The sequence below is a fragment of the Desulfobacter vibrioformis DSM 8776 genome, assembly GCF_000745975.1.
Lineage (GTDB): Bacteria > Desulfobacterota > Desulfobacteria > Desulfobacterales > Desulfobacteraceae > Desulfobacter > Desulfobacter vibrioformis.
Genome location: NZ_JQKJ01000019.1, coordinates 72739 through 93431, shown reverse-complemented (window position 1 = coordinate 93431; position 20693 = coordinate 72739). Strand labels below are relative to the sequence as shown.

Sequence of the window (20693 nt, the reverse complement as noted above, 5' to 3'; positions counted from 1 at the left end):
CCGGCAGGGCGTGGATCAAATGAATGATCTTATCCGGGCCTCTAACGCCTCTTTGGGCAATGCCCCTGTGACCTGGTCAACCAGGGTTCCGTTTTTTACAAAAAGCATGGTGGGAATGCTCTGAATCCGGTATTTTGAGCCGGTACCCGGGTTTTCGTCCACATTGACCTTGGCAATTTTAAGACGCCCTTTGTACGTTTTTGCCAGGTCGTCCAGAACAGGGGCTACGGCCCGGCAGGGTCCGCACCAGGGGGCCCAGCAGTCCACCAGCACCGGAAGGGATGACTGCATGACCTCCCGGTGAAAGTCGTTATCCGTGACATTCACGGGCGCATCAAAAATTTCAAGGCCCAGGGTTGTTCCGCACTTGCCGCATTTGGGGCGTTCGGAAATCCTGTTTTCAGGCACCCGGTTTTTTGCCCCGCATTTTGTACACCGAATAATCAATTGATTCTCATCCATATTTTTTATCCCCTGTTTTTGATGGTTTTATCCTGTAAAAAATGAGAACATCAGACCGGTCCTCCGGACATACAGCCTCACCGCCCGCAATGGCAATAGCTTGAAAGCCCCAGAATTTTGGCCGGGGCGCTGATGGTTACCCCGAAAAATACGGCAGGTTTTCCGCAGTTTAAAAAATGGGTTATGCTGCCGTTCACAATGGTGGACCCGGTGGCAAATACCATGTCGCACCAGTCAATGCCTTCCTTGAACTCTTCCCCTGATTCTATGCGCACACCAAACTTTTCCGTGCCCACGTTGTCCGGGTCAAGATCCAGGACCCGCACCGTGTTCTGCCCGGCAAGATATTCCAGAAATCTTGGCTGAAGCCCAACCAGAAGAATTTTTTCCCCTGAAAACTGCGGCTGCTTAATCAGGTTTTGGGCGCACTCTACAGGCTCCTTGTCCTTGCAATGCACTGTTTTTTCACAAAGCTGTAACGATCTGTACACCGCATTGAGCCCTGCAATGAAAATGGCCCGTTCACTGGTTTTTGTGTGATCTGTGTCAAGCAGTCCGCCCACGGATAAAGAGATATCCGTATATTCGTCCGTGAAAGACTGGCCCGAAGCCCCGTCAAACGTTGCTTCCATCATCACCTCTCTGCCTTTGACAATGGGGTAGTCATCATGATCCGGGGTGCCGATGGCCTCTTTGACGGTCAGGGGCTTGCATTTGATGTCAACTCTTTTGTCTGCCAGGTTGTGGGCGACAATTTCCGATTTCAGGGCGTCTTTCAGTTGAATGTAAATGTCGTTGATATTCATATGTTATTTCCTTTATTTTCGTTTTCCGGCCCTTCAAAAAATCCGACTTTCAACTATACTGCCTTAAACCCATATTGAAAACAACCAAATGTCCGCTATAATGACCTTTTCTTTGACATTGCCGGGACCTGTTTGTATCTCTTATGATTACGAATGCGGTAGCCATTTATTGTCAAAGCCGGGGCGTTTCCCGGGAAAACAATGACAACCCAAACCTATATCGACAGCCGGGACATAACCGGAAAGATGTCTGACATTTTCCAGCAGACCATGGGTTTTATTCTGGCCAACATAAAATACCTTCAGGGTGAACAGGGTGTCAATAGTCCGGGGGTACCGGAAATTTTCCGCATTGTCTTCGAAGAACTGCTGGTGAATGCCCTGGTCCATAGGGATTATTTTATTTCAGCCCCTGTCCGGGTATTTATCTTTTCAGATCGGATTGAGCTGATCAATCCCGGACACCTGCCCAATAACTTAACCTGGGAGCGCGGGCGGGACGCCGGCGCTCCCGGATATAGCAAAATGGGCAAATTATTTAAGACCTGTTTCTTCGTGTTTGAACGGCTTGTTACCGCTTATGGCGGTTCCAGGTTTTAACCAGGTTTGCGGCTTCATGCCCGGGATCATCGGCCTGGGATATCGCAGATACAACGAAAAAACCGTCAACCCCTGTTTGGGCAAGCCCCGGTATGTCAGCAAGTTTGACGCCGCCGCCAACCACAACAGGAATTGAACTGAGTTGGGCAAGGGTTGTAATATCGGCAATACTTCTTGTAATTCTTTTTCCGTCCACATCCAGCCCGGAGTCGGGTTTGGTTTTTGTTTCATGCAGGGGGCCTGCGCCAAAATAGTCAATCAGGCTGACATCTGCATTTTTTATGTACTCGAACAATTCATGGGTCCTGGCGGATAAGCCGACAATGGCATCAGGACCTAGATATTCCCGGCAGACGTCCACGGGGATATCAGACTGGCCCACATGGATGCCGTCAACGTGTATGCCTTGTTTTTTTGCCGCCAGGACCACGTCAAGGCGGTCATTTACCAACAGGGCCACAATGCCGGATTTGCCGGCCTGGGCGATGACCTCGGCTGCCTGGCCGGTTAATTCGATCAATTGTCTGGCCGACGCTGTTTTTGACCGGATTTGCACGCATGTGAAGCCGGCGTCCACTGCATCCCGGATCATGGGCCCAACAGGACGGCCCTTGGTATTCTCCGGTCCCACCACAAAATATGCTGAAATATCCAGTTTATGCCGTATGCTCATCCGGGCCTCCCAAAATGCCATTCACTTTATCAACCTTGGACGTCATCATGTCTGTAAATCCGGGCCGGATATCGGCTTTCAAAACAACGCCCGTACGGATGCCTTTGCCGGCCAGTACAAATGCTGCGTCCTTTACAACCTTCATTACCTCATCCCACGGGCCTTCGATCTCCGTGAACATGGAATTCGTACGATTTTTAAGGCCTGACGCCCTGATGATTTTTATGACCTGTGCAACCTCCCGGCTCAGTTCATCTCCGGTGCCGCTGGGTGATATGGCAACTGAAACCAATGTATTCATCTCTTAAACCTCCTCAATGTCAAACGGGTTATCTGCAATTTCCGTTGGTTTTGCTTTATACAATTCGTCAAGAAAGTGAACCTGAAAGCTTGCCGGGCCATCTGTTTTTTCAGCGGCGCGGCGACCGGCCAGATTATAAATTGCCGTGCCTGTCAATGCGGCGATAAACCCGGATGCCGCAGTGGCATAGACAGCCATGACGCCGCCCAGAGAGCAGCCTGATCCGGTGATTTTTTCCATAAAGTGCGAGCCGCCATGGGAAAAGGCTGTGATAGACCCATTGGTAATTAAATCCTGTCTGCCCGATACTGCCACAGCCCCGCCGGTCCATCTGGCCAGGGCCACAGCCGCATCCCTGGCCGCGCTTACCGGATCCTGGGAATCCACCCCCCGGACATTGGACGTTTCTGTGCCGCCATCCAGCCCCCATAACCCGGCCAGGGCCATAATTTCCGAGGCATTCCCACGGATTATACTTGGTTTATAGTCTTTAAATGTCAGCAAAATCCGGGTGCGAAGGTCGCCGATGCCGATGGCCACAGGGTCCAGAACCCATGGTTTCCCGCTGTTGTGCAGAATCTTTGCCATGCCGGGCAAGGTCTTTTCATAGACCGGTTCAATGGTGCCCAGGTTTATGTATGCGGCACCACCTGCCCGGGCCAAAAATTGGGCTTCATCAGGCATATAGACCATGGCTGCCGAACCGCCCACGGCAAGCTGGGCATTGGCGACAAAATTGATGGTCACCGTGTTGGTGACAGATCCTGCCATGGGATTGGTCTGTTTTACGGTTTCAACGGCATGAATTATTTGGGTTTGAATCTTTTTTTTTATACTCATTTATATTACTTCTTCCGCTGGTATTCTCCAGATTAAGTTCACTCTATTAAAAAAACTTGAACATCGAGTATGAGCTAATTCTACAAAGAGAGCGGTTGATCTTCCCCGCCCTTTATCATTCTGGTTGGAAGTCCTATTTTGTTCAATATCTTCAGAAATGGCGCCGGGTCCAGCTCCTCAACATTTTTCATCTCTTTACAATCCCATTCTCCGGTGGCAATCAGCATTGCGGCCGCCGCAGGAGGAACCCCGGCAGTATATGCAATGGCCTGGCTTTCGACTTCTTTATAACAGGCTTCATGATCACAGATATTATAAAGCAGCACTTCTTCATTATGACCATTGACACAGCCTTGTATCCAGTCTGCGATACAGGTTTTGCCGGTATATTTGGGCGCAAGGGATACCGGATCCGGTAAACATGCCTTGACCACTTTCAACGGGACAACTGACAGGCCTTCTGCCGTGGTAACAGGTTGCTCCGAGAGCAGGCCGATATTCTTCAGCACGGTGAACACATTAATATAATGATTCCCGAATCCCATCCAGAACCGGATGGAATTTGCATCAATATTTTTGGAAAGAGAGTGAATCTCATCGTGGCCGTTCAGATATATGGGCATTTCCCCGACAACCGGGAAATTGTAGACCTGCTTTACTTCAAACATCTGCTTTTTTACCCATTGCCGGTCGATATAGGTCCATACCCCGCCGGTAAACTCCCGGAAGTTGATCTCAGGGTCGAAATTGGTCGCAAAATATTCCCCGTGGTGCCCCGCGTTTACATCCATAATATCAATGGTGTCAATGGTGTCGAAAATATATCTGTCCGCATAGGCGGCATAGGCATTGACAACCCCTGGATCAAACCCCACCCCCAGAATGGCTGTTATCCCTTTTTTTTGACACTCTTCAAGGCGTTTCCATTCATAATTGGCATACCAGGGCGGGGTTTCGCAGATTTTATCCGGCTCTTCATGAATGGCTGTATCCATGTAGGCCGCACCTGTATTGATGCAGGCCTGCAATACGCTCATGTTTATAAATGCAGTGCCGACATTGATGACAATGGCGGTTGCGGTCTGTTTAATCAGTTTTTCCGTGGCCGGAACATCCATGGCATCCAGGTGATACCCTGTGATGGAATACGCCGGACTCTTTCTGCTGCCCTTGCGCTCAATACTGTTTATGATTTTATCACATTTTGACTTTGTTCTTGATGCAATGACAATATTTCCAAGAACATCATTATTTTGTGCGCACTTATGGGCAACAACATTGGACACGCCACCTGCACCGATAATCATCACGTTTTTTTTCATCATTATTTCCTTTCCTTAACCAAGAGGATGGTTCTCACCCCCACCTAAATAAAACGTATGCCATAAAGCACTGTTAAATCCTTAATTCTTTTGAGAGCCCTTTTTTATAATCTGAATAAAAGGACTCCTGTATCACTTCCATTTGTCCGTCAGCACGCATCACTGCCACTGACGGCATTTTTACACCGTTAAACCAGTTTTTCTTCACCATTGTATAGCCGGCGGCATCTTTGATCACAATTGTGTCGCCAACCTGAAGTTCTTTTTTGAAATATCCGTCTCCGAAAATATCTGCGGCAAGACACGATCTGCCTGCAATTTGATATGGATATCCTCCGGCCGCAATCGTTCCTTCAAAAGAGGCGGATTCACGGTATACGAGCAGATCCGGCATATGCGCTTCAATCGACGCATCCACAACAGCGATCATTTTGTCGTTTTCAACGATATCGAGCACTGTGGTTACCAGGCTGGTGGTATGGGCAACCGCGGCTTCCCCGGGTTCCAGGTACACCTGCAAACCGTATTTTTCAGAAAATGCTTTTATGATTCCGGAAAAACCCAGGCGGTCGAAATTGCGCTCTGTATAGGATATGCCGCCGCCCAGGCTCACCCAGTCAAGCTGATCTAGAAACGTCCCGTATTTACAGCTGATATGGGAAAGCAGTGTTTCAAACGCCCCAACATCCTCATTTTCGCAGTTGAAATGAAACATGGCCCCGGAAATCATCGGCATAGCCGTTTCAATATCTGTTACAGACGTAATGCCCAGCCGGGAGAATTTCCGGGCCGGATCAGCCAGATCAAAATCGCTGTGGCTCACACCGGGGTTGATTCTGATGCCGCAGGCCACGTCGCTGCATTCCGGGTAAAACCGCTGGAGCTGCGAAAGGGAATTAAAAATGATTTTATCTGAAAATAAGGAGACTTTTTTCAGCTCTTCGTCACTGTAAGCCACGCTGTACGCATGTGTCTCCTTGCCAAAGGTTTCATATCCGAGTCTGGCTTCATAGTATGACGAGCTTGTCGTGCCATCCATGTCTGGCTTCATGAGATCGAAAACCCCCCATGTTGCAAAACATTTCAGTGCCAGGAGAAGCTTGGCACCGCTATGCTTTTTAATCGCTGCCAGCTTCTCCATATTTCCAAGCAGCTTTTTTTCGTCAATAAGATAATAGGGCGTTGACAGTTTTTTCAATGGGCCGATCCTTTACAACCGCAGGTGCTCTGTTAAAAAAAACGCAGCCTTTTGAGGGGCTGCAAAAAAAGAAAATAGAATATACATGTTTCCTCTTTTTTTTTACATTAGTTTTTGTTTATAAAGCATAATAAATCAGGCCGCCCCTGAAAAATTAAAAGGGGTTTGTTCCAATGTCTGTCTCTTTTGCCGGGTATGGCTTTCAACTTTCTTCAAACCTGCCTAATTCTCTGTTTTTCCGAACCGTTCCCCCCATGAATATTTTTCCGTTCATGGCAATGTAAACACCGGGGCAAGCCTTTTGAACTGCGCCCAGGGCACAGCCGATATTAAAAACCGCGTCCGTGGCACTGAACACGGCAGGAAGAAGAGCGCCCGTGAGCACAACGGTTTTACCCTTTGCGCCGCCATGGGCGATGATATGTCTGGCTGTTTCGGGCATGGTATCTGTTCCGTGGGTGATAATAATCATCCTGCAGGGGTCTGCCGCAACGGTTTGGGCGATACGTTCCCTGTCCCCATCTGTTAAATCAAGGCTGTCTTTACGCATGAGTGATGTAATGGTGTAGGGAAGTTGCAGGTTGAACTGGCGCAACACCTCAATGGCGTTGGGAGGCCCTACTTCATATTCACTTTTTGCATCAAAATAAATTTTATCAATGGTTCCGCCGGTAGCAATAATTGAAATTGTGTCCATGTGTGTCCCTCGTAAAGCCCATTATTTTTTGGGGAGAAAACCTGAAAGTTTATCTGTTTTGTATGAATATTTCGATATAAAATCAATAATCGGCATGTTAACCGTTCGTAAAATGTGCCATTTATTTTCTTCAAATCCCTTAAAAAAGGTAAATAAACATGATAAACAGCAGATCAGGGAAAACAGATCAATGACACCAGCCATTAACACAGCCAGAAAAGCAAAAATTGATTTTAAAATCCATGAATACAGCCATGACCCCAGGGCAGACTCCTATGGGCAGGAGGCTGCTGAAAAATTAGGGGCCGACCCGGACCAGGTCTTTAAAACCCTGGTCGTGTCTATGGATGGCAGTGGCGGCAGCAAGGATCTCGGTGTTGCCATTCTGCCTGTTTCATGCCAATTGAATTTAAAATTATTTGCCAGGGCCATGGGGGTGAAAAAAGCTGCCATGGCAGATAAAAAGCGGGTGGAAAAGACAACCGGCTATGTTCTGGGCGGTGTCAGTCCTATCGGACAAAAGAAAAAATTGTCAACGGTGGTTCATGAAACGGCAAAGGATTTCAAGACAATTTTTGTCAGTGCCGGAAAACGAGGGCTTGACATAGAACTGACACCGGACGATCTGGTTAAACTGACCAAAGGAAAATTTGACCGCATTTGCGAATAACAGCCCAATGTTATTCACTTCAACGTTAATGACAAAAATATTGGAAAACTTAATGAAGAAAATAGAGTTGAAAAGAATTGTTGATTTAGCATTATGGTTTTTATTCTGTTTTATTCTGGGCACCGGGCTGATGATTCATTACAGGCTTGTGCCGGGCTTTCAGGGCGGTTCCGGCACCAATTTTTTTGGGATATCCCGCCATGGATGGGGAAATATTCATTTCTGGGCTGCCTGCCTTTTCACTGCAGCGTTAAGTTTTCATCTCTATTTAAATTTGAGTACCATCAAAATGATCATTGCAGGGAAGTCAAGCCGGAAGGCCGCAACCCTGTTCGGCATTGGAATCCTGATCGTGGTGTTTTTTCTTATGTTTCCTGTATTCCAGGGACAAAACGGATATGGAGATAATAGAAATTACCACCGCGGACAGCAGGCCGATCATTTATTCAGATAGTGCAAAAGATTCTTTTTAACCCAATTCCAGTTAAGATATACATGGTAGATTGCAAGAATAACAACGACCCATCCGCATTTGTGAAGCAATTCAAATATCAAACGCGGCAGGAGATCATGAAGCGCTCCGGATATGGCTTGCATTAACAGAAAAATGAATAGCAATGGGTTAACTATCGTGAGTTGCTTTTGTTTCGTCATAAAAACAGTCTCCATATAGCCAATGTCATAAAGTTAAGAAATTTTCAGATCAAAACCACGAAGTTCACGAAGACCACGAAGTTTAATACTCTGATAATTTTTCCGGCAACCCTTCAACAAAAAGTCTGATTTCATCCCGGACACGTTTGTAAACAGCCAGCTTTTCATCTTCTGTAGTTAGATTTTTAATTAACTCCGGTGGGTTGTCAAAAGTTTGGCAAATAACATTTACCTCAGCTGAAAAGCTGGGGCATTTCTGGGCTGCTGTATCACATACAGTGATGACACAATCAATATCTTTTTCCAGAAAATCTTTAACTGCATGGGTTTCATGGCCAGATATGTCAACGCCAGCCTCTTTCATTACCTTGACGGCGAGGGGGTCAAGCGGTCCAGTGCTGATTCCTGCTGAAAACGCGTTGATTTTATCCGGATAGAGGTAATGGGCCCAACCTTCAGCCATTTGACTGCGACAAGTATTCATTTCACAAACAAAAAGTACATTTTTTTTTGACATGGTTACGTTACTCCGCTCTTAAAAAGTTTTTAACCGGAAAAATTTAAAATAATATTATGCATATAGACATAGCAAATAACTGTTAGGCCTGTATGAGAGAATTAATTATTCTGCGACAATTATCTTGTCCGGCAGGATTTTGAAAAGGGATAAGCCAATAACCGGAAGCCCGATTAAGTTAATCGCCAACAATCTTGATTTGTCAGACTTTTAGAAAATCAATTTTATAATATATAAAATTTACTGGTGGCGTTTCCGGGCAGACACAATATCCGGTGGCCGGATAATTTCATAAAAAGTGTTCAATCATACCATAAGTGCTTGGTCAATTATGTGGCAAATCGAAGAAAAAAATTTGCAGGCCTTTCCAGATGATGTTACTAATTTTGTTTATCAAGGTCTTTTTGATATCATGCAACTCTGGTCATTCTTACTTTTCGGATGTTATACGTTAGTGCCTTACTCCTCAGTTTCTGTCAAAAAAACAAGAAAATGAGGAGGGAAAATTGGGTTGCGGGTTTCCCGCGTTAGATAAATGGGCATAAAAAACAAAACGACCGATCAACTTGATTAGGGGTGAAATGAACCATCAATTCGTATTCACCGGTGGGCCAGGAGGCGGCAAGACTACAATCCTTAATGCTATAGCGGAGCGTGGATATCACGTCGTGCCAGAAACTGCCCGTGAAATCATCAAAAAACGATTAGCGGCTGGATTATCACCTCGACCAGATCCGGCTTCTTTCGGCCAGGAAATTCTCAGTTCAGATATCGAAAAGTACCGGAATACAACTTTATGTAAACATGCTGTATTCTTTGATCGTGGTGTGCTGGACGCGTTGTACATGCTTGATGCAGTAGGTGCGTTAACAAGTGATGAAATCGAGAAGTACGTCCAACAATTTCCCTATAACGGTATTGTTTTTCTTATTCCCCCATGGAAGGAAATTTACGTAACAGACTCAGAGAGAGATCAAAGTTTTGGGGAATCCGTAGCGGTTTTTGAAGGTATGAAAAAGTGGTATTTACAATGGGATTATGAAACAGTAGAAGTACCGCGTGGCAATATTGATGAACGGATATTGTTCATTTTGCAACTTATTGAGGCCAAGAAGACCGAATTTCCCGCCTGAGATAAATTTGCCGGCAGGGTAGTCTGTCTTTTAATATCAAGTTATGACAAAAAATTAAAACGAGTCTTGACTAACTTGTGTGGGTGGTTATATTCTTTCACAGGTCAGTTTAGACTGGCACCAACATGAAACCAAATCAAATGAGGTGAATCATGGCACATATACCGTCAAGAGATATCACAGGAAGCTGCGAAGGCGAATGCAGAAACCTGGTCCACGAAGGCGAAGTCAGAAGACAGTCAGAGATTAACTCTGTCGAGTACAGCATTGGCTCCTCAAGCCCCAGCGTATCCCACGCAAAGTCCCGCAATGAAGCCCCGGGCTTTCTGGGCGGCCACGTCTGATCTTTATCCCCCCTGCCCTTCTAAATGGCGAATCGGCAGGGGGTTTCTATGTCCGGCCTCCGCCAGGCTGGTTAATTATGGATTGACAGACCGTCCGGGGGTTGGATAACATTCTTTCTCGTTCATTGGAGGTGCTTGAAAAAGCTGAGAGAAGCATGATCGCTTCAACCCTTGGAACCTGATACTGTTAATACCGGCGTAGGGAAGTGGAAAACCTTACACAAACATCTCTTCTTTGAAGTTCTGCATGTATTCCCATAAAGGTCATCCCCGGTGATAATTTAATTACCGGAGCTGCATTGCAAATCAAATTAAACGGTAACCTTGTGGAATGATCCTGCCCCTAAATATTGGAGACATGGTTAAGATATTTTAGTGCCTTACTCATCTATGTGGAAAACCAGGTTCAGGCAGCCATCAAGCGGCAGCAACGGTTAAAAATACCAATGGCTTTTTTTTACTGGCGTGATTCCTACGGGGGCCAGTGGGAAATGGAGGGTGGCCGGAAACGCGGTTCTTTAAGGGGGATATAACGGAGAATATAATGACGCAGGAAAATAAACCAAACACCGTGTTGGTGATCATTGCCATGGCAGCCGAAGCAGCTCCATGTATTGAACTGCTGGGTCTGAAACCGGAGGAACATGTGTTTGACCGGCGCCTGCCCATGAAGGCCTATTGCGGCCAAAGGGGCGGAATCCGGCTGATGCTGGCCACCAACGGTATGGATCCCCGGTTCGGCGTGGACCAAGTCGCAACCCAGCCGGCTGCCGTGTCTGCTTATGCCGCCATTCAGCGGTTTAACCCGGATTTGGTGATCAACGCGGGCACAGCCGGCGGATTCAAACGGGCCGGACTTGAAATCGGGGAGACCGTGATCAGCCGTGACAGCCTCAAATTCCATGACCGGCGTATCCCATTGGCCGGATTTGACGCATACGGCACCGGCAGCTACCCCTGTGCGGACATGGTGCCGATGGCGGAAGCACTCGGGTTGAAAACAACAGGGATATCAACGGGTAATTCCCTGGACATAACCCGCACGGATTTGGAAATGATTGAAAAAAACCATGCAGCCATCAAAGAGATGGAAGCGGCTGCCGTGGCCTGGGTGGCCTGGACCATGGAAAAACCGTTTATGGCACTTAAAACCGTTTCTGATTTTATCGATTCTTCCGAAAAATCGGAAATGCAGTTTACCAGAAATCTGGCAAAAGCCACGAAAAATTTAAGCTGCCAGTTGACCCGTGTTCTCGATTATCTGGACAGCAGCGGCCCGAACCGGGATTAGACAGATCCGGGATTTAATAAGAGGGGTAAAAAAAACTGTTATTCACAGGTCAGGGATGTTAAAGAAACCGCTCAGGTTAAAATACTGTACCCAAATAAAAATGTTAAGATTTATATAATTGCCGCGTCTGCCGTGGCTGCCGGCAAGAAATTAGGGAAAGGATGAACAGCGTTACACAGTTTGATTGTCTTATTGATGATCTGATAGAAAAAAATGCCGCATTTGCCTGCTGGTTCCAACCGTCCAGTGATAGTCCGCAACTGATTGCGGGGGCCGAGGATGATATTATATTCCCGGAAAGTATACAGCAGTTGAGCCGGGTCCGGGGGTTTGTGTTTGCCCCGTTTAAAATGTCGGATAATGTCCCTGCCATTGTTTTGCAGCCGGCCATACACCTGAAAGGGTATAGTCAGATCCGGGCGCTTGACCCGGATCTCTTGACTTCGGTGCCGATGCACCGGGAAACAAAAGCCCCTTGCCTCTCAACGGAGTTTCATGACTACCTGGTGTGCGTCAACCATGCCATTGAACAGATCAACGCCGCAAAATTTTCCAAGGTCATTGTTTCCAGGCGCATTTGTAAAGAGAGGACAAATGAATCCTTAGGATCGCTGTTTCTTGGGCTCCATGACATAAACCCGGGTGTGTTTGTCTTTGTGGTGAACCTGCCCAGGGCCGGGCTTTGGATGGGGGCCACCCCTGAACTGTTGTTTCGCTCGGATGGGCGGCATGCCCAGACCGTGTCCCTGGCCGCCACCCAGCCCCGGCGTCCTGATGGCCAATACTGCTGGTTTACAAAGGAAATTGAAGAACAGGCCTTTGTCTCCAGGTATACGGTGGATGTACTCCACCGGTTTGGTTTTTCATCCTACCAGACAAAGGGGCCCCAGGATCTTGAAACAGCCACCGTGGCCCACTTGAAAACTTCGTTCTTTTTTTCCGGGGACCACATTGAAGACCGGCTTGGAGAATTTGTTGAACAGCTTTTCCCGACGCCTGCGGTGTGCGGTCTGCCCAAGGCCGAGGCAGATCAATTTATCCACACCTTTGAACCCCATGACAGGCGGTATTATACCGGGTTTCTGGGTCCCTGGCGCCTTGAACAAAGCGGCACCGACGTTTATGTGAACCTGCGCAGCATGGAAGTTGAAGACGCCCAGTATGTCCTTTACACCGGCGGGGGAATCACGGCCCGGTCCAACCCGGAACAGGAGTGGGAGGAGACCACGCAAAAGTCCAGAACGCTTTTAAACGCCATAGAAACGTTGCAGGAACAGGAGTGATGATTTCAACAAAGCGCCATGTGCAGCAGCTTGCCTCTTTATTTTTAAGCAAAGAGATTTTAGATATTGTGCTGTGCCCCGGATCCAGGAACGGTCCCTTAATCCATACCCTGGCCGGCTGCGGAGAGTTTGACTGCAGGGTGATTGTGGATGAACGCAGTGCCGGTTATTTTGCCCTGGGGATGGCCCAGGCAAAGAAGAAACCCGTGGGTTTGGTGTGCAGTTCCGGCACGGCTGCTGTTAATTTTGCCCCGGCTGTGGCCGAGGCCTTTTACCAGAAGATTCCTCTGATCGTGGTGACTGCGGACCGGCCCGACTACTGGATTGACCAGCTGGAAAACCAGTGCATCCATCAAAAGGGGCTGTACCGCAATTTTATCAAGCAATCGTGTTCACTGCCCCTGGAGGAATCGGACAGCCAATTATGGGCTGGTGCACGTCTGATCAACGATATACTGAATACGGCCGTGTTTGACGGGCCGGGACCTGTACATATCAACATTCCCCTTGAAGAGCCTTTGCACCGGACCGTGGATGCGCAACTGCCTGACATTAAAGTGATTGAGGCTGCGGATACACAGACACAGCTTGGCGAAAACGCTTTGGCCGCCGTGGCCGAAGAGATCGGCCGGGCAGATAAAATTCTTGTACTGGCAGGCCAGTCCCCGGGCAATGTAGAACTTGACAATGCACTGGCCCTGTTTGTGAAGAAAACCGGTGCCGTGGTTGCCGCCGAGCACCTGGCCAATATGCAGATGGCTTCTGACTGCCGCTGTACCTGTCCGGAACTGGTGCTTGGATCCATATCCCAGGGTGATGCAGCCGTTTTTCAGCCTGATCTGCTGATCACCTTTGGCAGGCATTTTGTCTCCAAACGTATCCGGCAATTTTTGAGGGCGTATAAACCGGACAGGCACATTCATGTGGATGCCGGCGGCGGGCATATGGATACCTATCAGGCATTGACCCGGGTTTGTACCATGGCCCCGGAACGGTTTTTTGGGCAAATGGCCGGAATGCAGATCCAAACGTCACCGGAAGATTATGCCGGGGCCTGGAAAGACCGGGAGCAGGAGGCCCTGCCAATTTATGAGCATTATCTGGACCAGGCCCCTTTTTGTGATTTCACGGCATGCGCCAATGCATTGAAGGCAGTACCGCAAGATTCAGTCATACACCTCGGCAACAGCTCCGCCGCAAGATATGCCGTGTTAACCCCCGGTACCCGATTCAAGGGCTTTACCTGGTTTGGCAACCGGGGAACCAGCGGAATTGACGGCTCTGTTTCAACGGCGGTGGGGTATGCCTCATGCAGTGAGCAGATCAATACGCTGATTCTGGGGGATCTCTCGTTTTTTTACGATTCCAATGGATTGTGGAATAAATACCTGGGAAAAAATCTAAGGATTATTGTGCTCAACAACGGCGGCGGCAATATTTTCAGTTTTGTGGAAGACCTTGCCGGCCGCACCGGGGAAGAGAATCAAGCGGTGTTTCAAAAATATTTTTTTGCAGGCCACCGGGCAAAGGCCCAAGGCCTTGCATCGGCATTCGGCCTTGACTACCTGCAGGCTGACTCGGATTCCGGGTTGGACAAGGCCCTTGGCGACCTCTATAATCCTGGCCGGATTGTCCCCGCCCTTTTAGAGGTGTTTACGGATGCCCGGACCAACACAAACGTATTTAAGGGGTTGTTTACAGAAATTAAAAAAGCACTGACTAAATAATGGAGAGTGACGCATGACAGAAAAACGCCAGTGGGAAACCATCAAAGAATTTGAAGATATTTTTTTTGAATATTACGAGGGCATCGGAAAGATCACCATTAACCGTGAACGCTACCGCAACGCCTTTCGTCCCACCACCGTCCATGAGATCAGCGAATCTTTGCGCCTCTGCCGGGAGGACAAGCGTATCAATGTGATTGTCCTGACCGGGGCAGGGGACACGGCCTTTTGCGCCGGCGGCGACCAGACCGTGAAAGGGGCGGGCGGTTACATTGACAAGGACGGCACCCCAAGGCTGAATATCCTGGAAGTCCAGAAACAGATCCGGTCCATGCCCAAGCCCGTGATTGCCATGGTGAACGGCTTTGCCATCGGCGGCGGCCATGTTCTGCATGTGGTGTGCGACATCACCATAGCCAGCGAAAACGCCATCTTTGGCCAGACCGGCCCCAAGGTGGGCAGTTTTGATGCCGGTCTTGGCTCATCCTATCTTGCCAGCACCATCGGACAGAAAAAGGCCCGGGAGATCTGGTTCATGTGCCGGCAGTATACGGCGGCCCAAGCCCTGGAAATGGGCCTGGTCAACAAGGTGGTGCCCCTGGACCAGCTCGAGGATGAGACCGTGGCCTGGGCCATGAAAATGCAGGAACACAGTCCTTTGGCCCTTCGTATGATCAAGCTGGGGCTCAATGCCGAGCTTGACGGCCAGGTGGGACTCCAGGAGTTTGCCGGTAATGCCACGCTTTTGTATTACCTTACCCAGGAGGCCCAGGAAGGCAAGAATGCATTCCTGGAAAAGCGGAAACCGGATTTTTCTCAGTTCCCCAAGTTCCCCTGATTCCAGTTAAAACCATGAAGGACATGAAGAGCATGAAGAATGTACACCGAAAATTAATCTTCATGCTCTTCATGTCCTTCATGGTAAAATAAAATCTTCAGTGCTTAAGTTTATAACATTGCCCAAACCTGTATGTTAGGCCCAATATTATGAAAGCGCGTGTGATTAAACATAAATTACAGTTTAAGCGTCCGGCAGGGACGTCCCGGGGGGTGCTGAACCACCGCCGGGTCTGGTATCTTGTACTGGAAAAAGAGGGCCGGACCGGGGTGGGGGAGTGCGCGCCCTTGCCGGGGTTGAGCGCCGAAACCATCCCCGAGGTGGAGCAGGCCCTTGCCGCCCTTGCCGCAGACCCGGATGGGTTTTGTGCCCGGGCAGACCGGCAGCGTATACCCGCTTCGGTATGGTTTGCCGTGGAAACCGCCCTTAGGGATCTGGAACAGGCTGGTACGCAGATTCTTTTTCCTTCCGCCTTCACCCGGGGTGACAAGGGCATCCCCATCAACGGACTGATCTGGATGGGAGAGTTGCCGTTCATGAAAGAACAGGTCCGGCAGAAACTGGATTCGGGGTGGCGGTGCATTAAACTTAAAATCGGGGCGCTTCAGTTTGCTGAGGAGCTTGCCATCCTTAAAGGGATCAGGGCGGAATACAGTGCCGACGACGTGATTTTACGGGTGGATGCCAATGGCGGCTTTTCCCCGGACGAGGTTTTCGACCGGCTTGATCAACTGGCAGAACTGAATATCCATTCCATTGAGCAGCCCATCGCCAAAGGACAGTGGCAGCACATGGCCGGGGTGTGCAGGCAGTCTCCCCTGGACATCGCCCTTGACGAGGAACTCATCGGGATTACCGAACGTGAAGAAAAAATCCGTCTTCTGGACACCCTTGCCCCCCATTACCTGGTGCTCAAACCCAGCCTGCACGGCGGGATGCAAGGGTGTGACCAATGGATTGAACTGGCCGATGCCAGGGGCATCGGCTGGTGGGTCACCTCCTACCTTGAATCCAACCTTGGGTTAAATGCCATTGCCCAGTGGACTTTTTTAAAGCACCCCCATCTGCACCAGGGCCTTGGTACGGGGCAGTTATTTACCAATAATATGGTCTCTCCCCTGGAAATCCGTGGGGATGAACTCTTTTTTGACCCGGGCAAACGGTTTATCTTTCCGGGGATTTCTTAGGGCTGTGGATATTTTTCCGGATACCTTGTGCATCAACGGTACCGTGCACCGGGTGAAAACGCTTGTGCAAGAGGGACGCCGGGCCTGCCCCCCGGGCATTGAGTCCGATGTTATTGATTTTCTGTCCCAATGGTATGGGCCGGAACACGCCATCACCGTCCATACCTCGGGCAGCACAGGGCCTCCCAAACCCATCTTTCTGGACAAGCCGTTTGTGGCCCAAAGTGCCGTGCGCACCATCCGTTTTTTCCGGCTGGAACCCGGGCAGCGCATCCTTTTGTGCCTGCCTTTAAGGTATATTGCCGGAAAGCTGATGGTGATCCGGGCGCTTTTAGGGCAGCTTGACCTTTGCACTGCCGAGCCAAGCGACGACTTTTCCTTTCTGGCCCAATGCCGGGATAATCCCTTCGTGTTTGCCGCCATGGTGCCCAACCAGGTGACAAAACTACTGGATAACCCCAAACGGTTTGAAGGCCTTAACGCACTACTTATCGGCGGTTCAGCCCTTCCGGCACCGCTTGAAACCGGACTTGGGAATGTGCCCACAGCCTGTTTTGCAAGCTACGGCATGACGGAAACCGCCACGCACATTGCCCTTCGGCGGATAAACGGCCAGGACGCATCTGACCGTTTTCACTCTCTTCAGGGCATTGGGGTGGGACTGTCACAAAAGGGCTGCCTGACCATTGACATGCCGGGCCTGGATGGGCCGCGTCTTTTCACCAACGACCTGGCTGAGCTTGACGACAATAAAACCTTCCGGATCCTGGGCCGGGCCGATCATGTGATCATCTCCGGCGGCATAAAGTATTTTCCCGAAACCCTGGAAAAAAAACTGGAAGACAGTATTGAATATCCGTTTTTTATCGGAGCCCTGCCCGATGAAATCCTGGGGCACAGGATTGTTCTGGCCATTGAGGCCCGGGCAGATGAACAACTTGAAAAAAAGCTGGAAGCCTTTTTTGCCCGGCGCCTGGACCGCTACGAGAGACCAAAGGATATTGTGTTTAAGGAAAGATTTGAGCGGACTGAAACCGGGAAAATTATACGGCGGATTTAATTGGCGGCCCTTCCGCCATTGTGGGAATAAGAACGAAATTTTTTGCAAACCTCTTTAATTCTATACTAAATTCCGGTAATACTAAAAGGTTAATTGTTTACGGGCGCGCTTGGCTGCTTCGCGGTTAGGCTGTCCTTAACCTGTAATAATGAAAGGCCTGAAGATCATGTGCCAGCATTGTAGTGATCATAATCACGATCATCACCACCATGAACATCCGGAGATTGTTCAGCTGATGCCTGTCCAGAACAGTCTGTTTGCCGTTTATCAGACAAAAGATCCTCTGGATTTCAGTGTTGAAACCGGCAAAAATGGCATCAGTCTTGTTCCGGTGCTGTTCATGGGGCTGATCCGCCATGGGGGAAAGACCATGGTGGAAGGTTTTTTCGCCTCCAGTGCCATCAATTCCTGCGAGGATATCCAAGGGTTCAAGGGGTATGCCTCTTCCCTGGCACACGCTGAAAAACTGTATGCTTGAAACCAAAACCTGAGTTTATAATTACCATCCAGCCATCTGACGGGAGATACGCCCCGTCAGAATTTTTTGTTTAAGGAGTTGTGCGCATGCATAAACTGTTAAAAGACAGCCCCGGAGAGAAAATCATGCTCCTGGGCAACGAAGCCATTGCAAGGGGCGCTGTTGAAGCTGGCGTCGCCTTTGCCACCACATATCCGGGGACCCCGTCCTCGGAAGTCTCTTTGAATCTGTTCCAGATGTCCAGAGAATCGGATCTGTATTTTGAATATTCCACCAATGAAAAGGTCGCCTTGGAAGTGGCTGCGGCTGCGGCCAACTCAGGGCTTCGCACCTTTTGCATGATGAAGCATGTAGGGCTCAACGTGGCTGCCGATCCTTTGATGACCCTTGCCTATATCGGCGTAACCGCCGGCATGGTGATTTTAACGGCAGACGACCCGGCCATGTTTTCCAGCCAGAACGAGCAGGACAACCGCTACTATGCCAAGTTCGGCCATCTGCCCATGTTCGAACCCTCTTGTGTGGCCGAGGCTAAGGAGATGATCAAAGCGGCGTTTGAACTGTCCGAGACCCTGAAACAGCCGGTACTCCTGCGCACCACCACCCGGATCAACCACTCCAATGCCTTTGTCACTTTTGGCGACATCAAAGAAAGAAAGACAAAGGGCCGGTTTGAAAGAGACCCCATGCGCTGCGTCACCGTGCCTGCCGTGGCCCGGGGACTGCATGTCAAGCTTGTCGAACGTATGGACAAGGCTGCTGGGATGTCTGAATCTTCAGAGTTCAACTTTGTCACGGGGCAGGGGGCCTGGGGGGTTGTGGCCAACGGGGTGAGCTATCATTATGCCCTGGATGCCGTAAAAGACCTGGGTATTGAATCAAAGGTCAGGATTCTTCGGCCGGGATTTTCCAATCCCCTGCCCAAGGATAAGATAAAAGCCTTTTTAGGCAGCTGCGAAAAGGTGCTGGTCATTGAAGAGGGAGAACCGTTCATGGAAGAGGCTGTCAAGGCCTTTGCCCAGGAAGCGGGCCTTGTCATCCCCATCCAGGGAAAGGCAGAGGGGCTGTTTACACCCCTGGGGGAATTTCATCCCGCCATGGTCCGGGAGAAGATCGCGGCCTTTTTCGGTATAGATTATACCCCGGCCCCCAAGATGGAGACCTCTGATGTGCCGGACATTGCCAACCGTCCCCCCAATCTTTGCTCCGGGTGCTCCCACAGGGCCACCTTCTACGCCATTAAGAAAGCTGCTGAAGGGCTGGATGTCATTCACCCCAGTGACATCGGCTGCTATACGTTAGGCTTTATGCCGCCGTTGTCCGTTGGGGATTTTGTGGTCTGCATGGGCGGGTCGGTGAGTACCTCCTGCGGTTTCAGCAAGAGCACGGACCAGAAGGTGGTCAGCGTGATCGGCGACTCCACTTTTTTCCATTCTGGCATTACAGGTCTTGTCAATGCCGTGTTCAACCGCCACAACTTCACTTTGGTGATCCTTGAAAACGGGATTACCGCCATGACCGGCCATCAGCCCCATCCGGGCGTGGACATGGAACTGATGGGCATGTCCGGGTACGGCCGGGTGGATATTGAAAATCTGGTCAAGGCCCTGGGTGTGGCGCATGTTTCCGTGATCAAACCCTTTAAGGTGAAAAAGAGCATTGAGACCCTTAAAGAGGCCATGGCCTTTGACGGTGTTTCCGTTGTCATCTCCAAAGAACCCTGTATCCTCTGGGCAAAGAGCATTAAACTGAAAAAACCCAGAGCTTTTGAGGTGACAGACAAATGCAAAGACCACAAGGATTGCATCAACGGGATCGCCTGTCCATCCTTTTACATTGAAGCGGGCCGGGTGAAAATTGATGCAGATACCTGTGTGGGCTGTGCGTTGTGCGCCCAGATCTGTCCTGAAAACGCCATCCGCCCATTGAAATAGACAAGGAGACAAATTGGATATGAAAACATTAAGAATGGTCATCGTTGCAGTTGGCGGACAGGGTAACCTTCTGGCATCCAAGGTCCTGGGCGAGGCGGCCCTCATTGAAGGGGTGGAGGTAAGAATGAGCGAGATCCACGGCATGGCCCAGCGCGGCGGTGTGGTGGAGTCTGCCATTGTTTTCGGCGATGCCTCGTCCTCCATTATTTCCGACGGGGAAGCCGACATCCTGCTGGGATTTGAACCGGCTGAAACCCTGCGCGCCATTGGCCGGTGTTCTGCCCATACAAAAGTGATTACCAATACTGCCACCCTGCCGCCTTTTACCGTGGGCATCGGCAAAGGGGCTTACCCCGGGGTGGATGAAATCAAACGGGTGCTCAAGGCGAAGACCGCAGGCCTCGTGGCCATAGACGCCATGGCCCTGGCCCGTAAAGCAGGCTCTCCCATGAGTGTGAATATTGTGCTGTTGGGCGCCTTGATCCAGACTGGTGCCCTGGGATTTTCAAAGGAAAACGTCAAAGAAGCGATCAAGCGCAGGATTAAACCGGGGCTTCTGGAGATGAACCTGAATGCCTTTGATCTGGGATTTGAGGCTGCCGCCAGCAGCATTGCATAACTGAAAACGGCCTTTGCCCGGGATGGGTCTTCTATCCCGGACCCAAAGGCGGTCAGGGA

General features: G+C 49.6%; 23 protein-coding genes and 1 riboswitch. Of the genes, 14 read left to right on the top strand and 9 right to left on the bottom strand.

What is annotated here, in order from left to right; all coding sequences use genetic code 11:
- Positions 1-15: 15 nt before the first annotated feature.
- A complete protein-coding gene (trxC, locus tag Q366_RS13105; RefSeq protein ID WP_035239644.1) occupies positions 16-462 on the bottom strand; it encodes a thioredoxin TrxC in 447 nt (148 codons plus the stop codon).
- Between the two features lie 77 nt (positions 463-539).
- Complete coding sequence (locus Q366_RS13100; RefSeq protein WP_035239641.1) at positions 540-1268, bottom strand: Rossmann-like domain-containing protein; 729 nt, start codon at positions 1266-1268, stop codon at positions 540-542.
- A 201-nt stretch (positions 1269-1469) separates the two neighbouring features.
- On the opposite strand from Q366_RS13100, the gene Q366_RS13095 reads away from it, so the two are divergent.
- The gene (locus tag Q366_RS13095; RefSeq protein ID WP_035239640.1) at positions 1470-1868 is read left to right on the top strand and encodes an ATP-binding protein; all 399 of its coding nucleotides are present in this window, start codon (positions 1470-1472) and stop codon (positions 1866-1868) included.
- Here the strand turns inward: Q366_RS13095 and Q366_RS13090 are convergent.
- The 6 genes from Q366_RS13090 to Q366_RS13065 all read right to left on the bottom strand — a co-directional run bounded on the left by Q366_RS13090 (position 1840) and on the right by Q366_RS13065 (position 6899).
- Positions 1840-2541, bottom strand: a complete 702-nt coding sequence (locus Q366_RS13090) for a thiamine phosphate synthase (RefSeq protein WP_035239638.1) — start codon at positions 2539-2541, stop codon at positions 1840-1842. The genes Q366_RS13095 and Q366_RS13090 overlap by 29 nt on opposite strands.
- Complete coding sequence (locus tag Q366_RS13085) at positions 2525-2842, bottom strand: thiamine-binding protein (RefSeq protein ID WP_035239637.1); 318 nt, start codon at positions 2840-2842, stop codon at positions 2525-2527. The genes Q366_RS13090 and Q366_RS13085 overlap by 17 nt, the downstream gene beginning before the upstream one ends.
- A 3-nt stretch (positions 2843-2845) precedes the next feature.
- A complete protein-coding gene (thiM, locus tag Q366_RS13080; protein WP_035239635.1) occupies positions 2846-3682 on the bottom strand; it encodes a hydroxyethylthiazole kinase in 837 nt (278 codons plus the stop codon).
- Between the two features lie 80 nt (positions 3683-3762).
- Positions 3763-5007: a saccharopine dehydrogenase family protein gene (locus tag Q366_RS13075; RefSeq protein WP_245619961.1), complete on the bottom strand. Its 1245-nt coding sequence runs from the start codon at positions 5005-5007 to the stop codon at positions 3763-3765.
- Positions 5008-5077: 70 nt separating this feature from the next.
- Positions 5078-6202, bottom strand: coding sequence for a carboxynorspermidine decarboxylase (gene nspC, locus Q366_RS13070; RefSeq protein WP_035239630.1), 1125 nt, complete (start codon positions 6200-6202; stop codon positions 5078-5080).
- 202 nt (positions 6203-6404) lie between these two features.
- Positions 6405-6899 (bottom strand): asparaginase domain-containing protein, encoded by a 495-nt coding sequence (locus Q366_RS13065; RefSeq protein ID WP_035239628.1) that lies wholly within the window; start codon positions 6897-6899, stop codon positions 6405-6407.
- 190 nt (positions 6900-7089) lie between these two features.
- On the opposite strand from Q366_RS13065, the gene ybaK reads away from it, so the two are divergent.
- Together ybaK and Q366_RS13050 are read left to right on the top strand one after the other, a co-directional pair.
- A complete protein-coding gene (gene ybaK / locus Q366_RS13055; protein WP_035239624.1) occupies positions 7090-7569 on the top strand; it encodes a Cys-tRNA(Pro) deacylase in 480 nt (159 codons plus the stop codon).
- 52 nt (positions 7570-7621) lie between these two features.
- Positions 7622-8023: a DUF4405 domain-containing protein gene (locus Q366_RS13050; RefSeq protein WP_169742966.1), complete on the top strand. Its 402-nt coding sequence runs from the start codon at positions 7622-7624 to the stop codon at positions 8021-8023.
- 282 nt (positions 8024-8305) lie between these two features.
- Here the strand turns inward: Q366_RS13050 and Q366_RS13040 are convergent, their stop codons facing one another.
- Positions 8306-8740, bottom strand: a complete 435-nt coding sequence (locus Q366_RS13040; protein ID WP_035239619.1) for an arsenate reductase ArsC — start codon at positions 8738-8740, stop codon at positions 8306-8308.
- Positions 8741-9321: 581 nt separating this feature from the next.
- Here Q366_RS13040 and Q366_RS13035 point away from each other — a divergent pair.
- The 11 genes from Q366_RS13035 (at position 9322) to Q366_RS12985 (ending at position 20634) form a co-directional block, all read left to right on the top strand.
- Entirely contained in the window at positions 9322-9873 is a 552-nt protein-coding gene (locus Q366_RS13035) for an AAA family ATPase (RefSeq protein ID WP_035239617.1), read from the top strand.
- Between the two features lie 152 nt (positions 9874-10025).
- A complete protein-coding gene (locus Q366_RS13030; RefSeq protein ID WP_035239614.1) occupies positions 10026-10217 on the top strand; it encodes a hypothetical protein in 192 nt (63 codons plus the stop codon).
- Positions 10218-10334: 117 nt separating this feature from the next.
- Positions 10335-10439, top strand: a riboswitch (TPP riboswitch).
- A gap of 322 nt (positions 10440-10761) precedes the next feature.
- Positions 10762-11508, top strand: a complete 747-nt coding sequence (locus tag Q366_RS13025) for a phosphorylase family protein (protein WP_035239612.1) — start codon at positions 10762-10764, stop codon at positions 11506-11508.
- Positions 11509-11669: 161 nt separating this feature from the next.
- Positions 11670-12791 (top strand): chorismate-binding protein, encoded by a 1122-nt coding sequence (locus Q366_RS13020; RefSeq protein ID WP_035239610.1) that lies wholly within the window; start codon positions 11670-11672, stop codon positions 12789-12791.
- On the top strand, positions 12791-14518 hold the full coding sequence (gene menD / locus Q366_RS13015; RefSeq protein WP_035239609.1) for a 2-succinyl-5-enolpyruvyl-6-hydroxy-3-cyclohexene-1-carboxylic-acid synthase: 1728 nt from the start codon (positions 12791-12793) through the stop codon (positions 14516-14518). Before Q366_RS13020 ends, menD begins: the two co-directional genes overlap by 1 nt.
- 13 nt (positions 14519-14531) lie before the next feature.
- Complete coding sequence (gene menB, locus Q366_RS13010; protein ID WP_035239607.1) at positions 14532-15356, top strand: 1,4-dihydroxy-2-naphthoyl-CoA synthase; 825 nt, start codon at positions 14532-14534, stop codon at positions 15354-15356.
- 161 nt (positions 15357-15517) lie between these two features.
- Positions 15518-16543: an o-succinylbenzoate synthase gene (locus Q366_RS13005; protein ID WP_035239716.1), complete on the top strand. Its 1026-nt coding sequence runs from the start codon at positions 15518-15520 to the stop codon at positions 16541-16543.
- The gene (locus Q366_RS13000) at positions 16491-17603 is read left to right on the top strand and encodes an AMP-binding protein (RefSeq protein ID WP_245619960.1); all 1113 of its coding nucleotides are present in this window, start codon (positions 16491-16493) and stop codon (positions 17601-17603) included. The genes Q366_RS13005 and Q366_RS13000 overlap by 53 nt, the downstream gene beginning before the upstream one ends.
- A gap of 166 nt (positions 17604-17769) precedes the next feature.
- Positions 17770-18081 carry a hypothetical protein gene (locus tag Q366_RS12995; protein WP_035239711.1) on the top strand — a complete coding sequence of 104 codons (312 nt, stop codon included), beginning with the start codon at positions 17770-17772 and terminating at the stop codon, positions 18079-18081.
- A gap of 86 nt (positions 18082-18167) precedes the next feature.
- The gene (iorA, locus tag Q366_RS12990) at positions 18168-20015 is read left to right on the top strand and encodes an indolepyruvate ferredoxin oxidoreductase subunit alpha (protein WP_035239604.1); all 1848 of its coding nucleotides are present in this window, start codon (positions 18168-18170) and stop codon (positions 20013-20015) included.
- 19 nt (positions 20016-20034) lie between these two features.
- A complete protein-coding gene (locus Q366_RS12985) occupies positions 20035-20634 on the top strand; it encodes an indolepyruvate oxidoreductase subunit beta (protein WP_035239601.1) in 600 nt (199 codons plus the stop codon).
- The last annotated feature ends 59 nt before the right edge of the window (positions 20635-20693 follow it).